Raw genomic sequence first — 6,000 nt, 5'->3', positions numbered from 1 at the left:
CCTGCCGGAAAGGATCATTCGGTGCCGCAAAGACCAGGTCAACTCCGGCTGTTGACCTGGTCTTTGCGGCACCGAATGATCCTTTCGGCTATGGCGGTCTCCTCTGCGGGGTGCCGGATCGGCAATAGGTGTCTGCGGCGGCACGTTTACTGAGCTTCCGGCGTCAGGGTGGGGATGCGGCGGGCCTTCAGGCCGCTATTTCACGAAATTTCGGGCACGGAGTGCCCGCTCGATCGCTGCGGGTCCGGACCTCGACGCGGAAAGGTCGGTAAGGGCCACCAGAGCCGCAAGGATCTTGAGTCCCGAATAGCGGAAGCGAACTCTCGGGACGCGGAAGAGGAGTCGGGGCTGCGGCGCCGGCCGCGTAGGTCCCGTGCCTTTGCCGAGTTCCAGCATTGAGGTCCAGAACGACCTCCAGCGCCGAGGTCCGGAACCTGCGCGGGCGGCTCGCCTTCACACCGCCTGAGGCATCCTAGGAGGCTAGACTCATCTGATCGGTCGCCTTGAGGGCGCACGCGGCGCTGGTCTGCGGGCGGCGCTTCTCCTGCGTGAGGCTGTTGACCGGTTGTCCGAGGTGGGCGGCGCGTTAAGGCGGTGATCAACTGGATTGGTAGCCTGGCGCGCAGGTCATGAGTGCCAGCGCGGAGGCCCCGGCTTACTGGCCGGCAACCCTCCGTCTCGTGGGTGGGTGCCCCGGGTGATGACCCGGCCTGGCGCGCGGGGCGCCCGGCAATCCGCTGCGAGCTGGAGTCCGACTTGTCCGACATCATTTTCCGCCCGGCCGGTCTTGATGATGCTCCGCTGATTGCGGCACTACATGCGGACAGCTGGCGGCGTCACTACCGCGGCGCCTACGCGGACGCCTATCTCGACGGCGACCTCGACGCGGACCGCCTTGCCGTCTGGTCCGGGCGCCTTGCCGAACGGGACGGCACCTCCACGTTCATAGCCATCCGCGACGAGTCGGCAAGGATCCACGGCACCGGCGCTGGCGCTGGCGCACGAGAATCGCCGGAAGCGGCTGACTTGGCCGGTGTTTCAGGCGCGCCGGGAAGACCGGAAGCGGCGGGGTTCGTCCACGTCGTCTTCGATCGGGTTCCGGAATGGGGAAGTCTCGTCGACAACCTGCATGTGGTCCATCACCAGCACCGATCCGGCGTCGGCACCCACCTGCTCGCGCTCGCGGCCCAAGCGGTGATCGATCGGGCGAGCACGCCTGCGCTCTTCCTCTGGGTCCTGGAGCAGAATATCGCCGCCCAGCACTTCTACCTGGCCTCCGGCGCCACCCGCGGCGAGCGACTGCCGTCCTCTCCACCGGGCGGTGACCGTTCCCGGCTCCACGGCACCCCGCACAAGTTTCGCATGGTCTGGCCGGACGCCACCGTGCTGGCCCGCAAGCTCCCTTCCTGAACGCCGACCGCCCTCCCACATCACCCTGACATATCCACTCAAGGCCCGATATTTACCGGAGTTTAGGTCATGAGGGACAGCGCGACACATCGAATGCGAAAGGAAAGCCGACGCGAAATCGATGTCACTCGCGCCGGGCCCGCGGGCGCCGCGCGCGATGAAACCTTGCAGCCAGCGGCCCTCGACGCGGCGGGACGCGAGCCGGCCCACCGGGGCCAGGGAACGGCCGGCGACCACCATCACCTCAAGATAAAGAGTGACATCGATGACCTTCACCGTTACATTGAAACGTGCAAATGCGCCACCCTCCCCCACCGAGGAGCACCGCATGGCATGGAAACACGTCCTCACCTCCGCTCTCCTGATCGCGGGCGCGCTACCGGGCCCGCAGGCCGGTCCGAACGGGCTTGATGCGGCCGACTGGATCTGGTTCAACGACGGCGATCCGGCGCAGAGCGTGCCGGCCGCCACCCGCTACCTGCGCCGCACGTTCACGGCGCCGGCCGGGTCCGTCACGGCGGCGCACCTGACCGTCGCCGGCGACGACACGGCTGATGTCTGGCTCAACGACACCTACCTGGCCGGTTCCGCGCGCGCCACGGACTCGTGGAAGCAGGCGCAGCGCATCGACCTGGCGTCCGCGCTCAAGCCGGGTGCGGCGAACACGCTGGTCATCGCGGCCCGCAACGCCACGGCGGGACCGGCCGGCGTGCTCGGGCGCGTCGAGATCACCGGCAGCGGCGGCACGCTCAACCTGGTCACGGACGCGTCGTGGCAGGCGGCGGCGAGCGTGCCACAGACGTGGTCGCCGGTGCGGGTCGCCGGCCGCTACGGCACGGCTCCGTGGAACCGGGACGTGGCGGCGCCGCGCGCGGACACGACCAGGTTCCAGGTCGCGGGGCTGACCACGGAGCGCCGCACCGATCCGCTCGGGATCGATGCGCCGAAGCCGCGTTTCGGCTGGCAGTTGGCCGGTGCACAGAAGCAGGCGCGGTACCGGATCACCGTGGGCACCACGCCCGCCGCGACCGGGCTGTGGGACAGCGGTGAGGTCGCGTCCGGCGACAGCGTCGACGTGGCCTACGGCGGTCCGGCGTTGACGAGCAACACCACCTACCACTGGCGGGTACGCGTCTGGGACGCCCAGGGCCGCACGGCCGAGAGCACCCCGGCGCGGTTCGACACCGGCCTGTTCGACCCGTCCGCCGAGTGGCAGGCGGACTTCATCGGCGGCCCGGCGGGCGCGAACATCGACGGTGCCTCCTGGATCTGGTACCCGGAGGGCGATCCGGCCGTGTCGGTCCCGGCCGGCGAGCGCTTCTTCCGCCGGACCGTGGACCTGAGCGGCACGACCACGCTCGCGGTGACCGGCGACGACACCGCGGACGTCTGGGTCAACGGCACCCGAGTGTCTGCCAGCAGGCGCGTCACGGACTCGTGGAAACGCGCGACCACCGTGGACATCACGCAGTACCTGCGCGAGGGCCCGGACACGATCGCGATCTCGGCGACGAACACGAGCGCGGGCCCGGCCGGCGTGCTGGCCAAGCTGAGCAACGGCACGGTCAGCAACGCGGAATGGAAGGTTTCACAGAGCGGCCCGGCCGGCTGGGAGCAGCCGGGGTTCAACGACGCGGCCTGGCCTGCCGCGCGGGCGACCGCGGTCTACGGCGGCGGCCCCTGGGGCGCGCAGGTGACGGTGCCCAATCCGGCGCCGCGTCTCGCAAAAACGTTTGAGAGCAACAAACCTGTCACCCGCGCCCGCCTCTTCGTCACCGCGCTCGGCCTGCACGACACCTACCTCAACGGCGTGAAGGTCGGCCCGGAACGCCTCTCCCCCGGCTGGACCGACTACCACAAACGCGTCCCCTACCAGGTCTACGACCTCACCACGGCGCTCAGGACCGGGTCGAACGAGCTGAGCGCGCTGGTCGGCAACGGCTGGTACTCCGGGAACATCGGCTTCGCCGGCAGCCAGCGGTACGGCACCCGCCCCTGGTACTCGGCCCGGCTCGCGGTCGAGTACGCGGACGGCACCCGCGCGGACGTCCGCACCGACAGCAGCTGGACCACCAAGCCCAGCACCATCACCGCGGACGACCTCTACCACGGCGAGGACCAGGACGCCCGCGTCACCGGCACGCCGAGCCCGGTCACGGTCCGCACCGATCCGCGGCCCACGCTGGTCGCCCAGGTCGACCCGGGCGTGACCGTGCAGCAGGAGTTCCGCCCGGTGACGATCACCCAGCCCAAGCCGGGCGTCTGGGTCGCCGACCTGGGCCAGAACTTCGCCGGCTGGAACAGGCTGACCGCGACCGGCCCGGCCGGCACCCGGATCACCGTGCGGCACGCGGAGATCCTGAACGCGGACGGCACGATCTACACCACGAACCTGCGGGCCGCGCAGGCCACGGACACGTTCACGCTGTCCGGGACCGGCGGGCCGGAGATGTTCGAGCCGCACTTCACCGTGCACGGCTACCGGTACGTGGAGCTGACCGGATTCCCCGGCACGCCCACCGCGGACAGCCTGACCGGTCGCGCGGCCTGGACCGATGCGGCGCAGAGCGGCACGTTCACCACCAGCGATCCGATGATCAACCAGGTGCAGCACAACATCCTGTGGGGCACCCGGTCGAACATGCTGTCCATCCCGACCGACTGCCCGCAGCGCGACGAGCGGCTCGGCTGGACCGGTGACATCGCGGCGTTCGCGGCAACCTCCACGTTCAATGTGGACGATCACGGGCTGCTGACGAAGTTCGCGGACGACCTGGTGGACGCGCAGCGCGCGGACGGCGCGTTCACGGACGTGGCACCCGCGGTGATCACGGACGCGGGCCGGGCCGGCTGGGGCGACGCGGGCGTCATCGTGCCGTACACGCTGTGGCAGCGCTACGGCGACCTGCGCGCGGCGGACAAGCACTTCGACGCGATGGCGCGCTGGGTCGACTACCTGCGGTCCACGTCCGGCCCGGACCTGATCCGCGACCAGTGGACGCACGGCGACTGGCTGCACGTCCAGGACCCGACCGCGCAGGACATCACCAGCACCGCGTTCTTCGGCTGGTCCGCACGGCTGGTCTCCCGGATGGCCGCGGCGACCGGGCGCACAGCCCAAGCGCAGTCCTACGGACAGCTCGCCGACCAGATCGGGGCCGCGTTCACCAACCGGTTCGTGGCCGCGGACGGCAGGATCGGCAGCAACAGCCAGACCGGCTACGTGCTGGCGCTCGCGTTCGGCCTGGTCCCGCCGGACCGGGAGCAGGCGGTCGCGGACAAGCTCGCCGCCGCGGTCGCGGCCCGCAACGGCCACCTGTCCGTCGGCTTCATGGGCGTGGAGAACCTGCTGCCCGTCCTCACCGCGCACGGCCACCTGGACACCGCGTACGAGATCCTGCAGCAGCCGGACTACCCGGGCTGGGGCTACATGAACTCGCGCGGCGCGACCACGATCTGGGAGCGCTGGGACGGCATCCAGCCGGACGGCACGCTGCAGACGCCGGACATGAACTCGTTCAACCACTACGGGTTCGGCTCGGTCGGCGACTGGCTCTACCGCGTGGTCGGCGGTCTCGCCCCGGCCGCACCCGGCTACAAGCAGATCCTGATCGCGCCGCAGCCCGGCGGCACGCTGACGTCGGCGTCGTCCGCGCTCGACACGCCCTACGGCACGGCCTCGTCGTCGTGGCGCCGCAGCGGCGGCCGGTTGACGCTCGACGTGGTCATTCCCCCCAACACCACCGCCACGGTACGGATCGGGAACGCGACCGCGGTGCCGCCGGAGGCAGTCGCCTGGGGCGCCGGCGAATACCGCCTGCCACCGGGTTCGTACACGTTCACCGCATGAGGCACGAGGGGGCCGTCGATTCGGGCGGCCCCCTCCCCTGTGAGCGGCCTCGCCCGGCGGCGGGGCAACCACGCCGGGCCACCGCCGCGATCGATGATCGACGCATGCAGACGACACAGCGGGTGACCGCCTGGGCGCGCACGCTGCCTCCGGCCGCGGGCGGTGCCCGGGTCATCGCGGTCGAGGGCCGCTCCGGCGCCGGCAAGACCCACCTCGCCCGCGCGGTCGCGGACGCGCTGCACGCCCCGCTGGTCAGGATGGACGACCTCTACCCCGGCTGGGACGGCCTGCTCGGCGGCGTGGACGCGCTGCACGACTGGATCCTGGCACCGCTGGACGAGGGCCGGACGATCGTCTGGCGACGGTGGGACTGGTCCGACGGCGCCTACGGCGCCCCGGAAACACTTGCGGTCGGCGCGGACCTGGTCATCGAGGGAGTCGGCTCCGGCGCCCGGAAGCTCATCCCGTACCGCAGCGGCTTGATCTGGATCGAGGCTCCTGAGGCCGTGCGCAGGCAACGCGCACTGTCCCGGGACGGCGCCACCTACGCCCCGCACTGGGAGCGCTGGGCGCGCCAGGAGGACGCTTTCTACGCCCGCGACCGGGTCCGTGAACACGCAGACATGATCATCGACAATTCCATCTAAGACATTGACCGGCTTTGCCTACCATGAGTCATGGGGTCACGACTCATGGTCTTCATAGGGCAATGGCGACGGATATCCGAAGAAGTCTCCACC

Annotated in this window: 3 protein-coding genes and 1 riboswitch; all 3 genes read left to right on the top strand. The window is 70.4% G+C overall.

The features are described from left to right. Positions 1-625: 625 nt before the first annotated feature. A riboswitch (SAM riboswitch) is annotated at positions 626-743 on the top strand. Positions 744-756: 13 nt separating this feature from the next. After that, positions 757-1,410 carry a GNAT family N-acetyltransferase gene (locus tag OP04_RS35760; RefSeq protein WP_033344389.1) on the top strand — a complete coding sequence of 218 codons (654 nt, stop codon included), beginning with the start codon at positions 757-759 and terminating at the stop codon, positions 1,408-1,410. A 328-nt stretch (positions 1,411-1,738) separates the two neighbouring features. Beyond that, a complete protein-coding gene (locus OP04_RS35755) occupies positions 1,739-5,260 on the top strand; it encodes a family 78 glycoside hydrolase catalytic domain (RefSeq protein WP_033344364.1) in 3,522 nt (1,173 codons plus the stop codon). Positions 5,261-5,364: 104 nt separating this feature from the next. Then, complete coding sequence (locus OP04_RS35750; protein WP_033344363.1) at positions 5,365-5,907, top strand: nucleoside/nucleotide kinase family protein; 543 nt, start codon at positions 5,365-5,367, stop codon at positions 5,905-5,907. Positions 5,908-6,000 lie beyond the last annotated feature (93 nt).

This window comes from Catenuloplanes japonicus, assembly GCF_000717135.1.
Taxonomy (GTDB): Bacteria; Actinomycetota; Actinomycetes; order Mycobacteriales; family Micromonosporaceae; genus Catenuloplanes; species Catenuloplanes japonicus.
Note: the sequence above shows the minus strand (reverse complement) of the source record. Positions and strands in the feature narration are given on the sequence as shown.

What these genes read in the sequence shown, in the direction of transcription:
- OP04_RS35755 (WP_033344364.1), top strand. Translation starts at nt 1,739, where the DNA reads ATGGCATGGAAACACGTCCTCACCTCCGCTCTCCTGATCGCGGGCGCG.
- OP04_RS35750 (WP_033344363.1), top strand. Translation starts at nt 5,365, where the DNA reads ATGCAGACGACACAGCGGGTGACCGCCTGGGCGCGCACGCTGCCTCCG.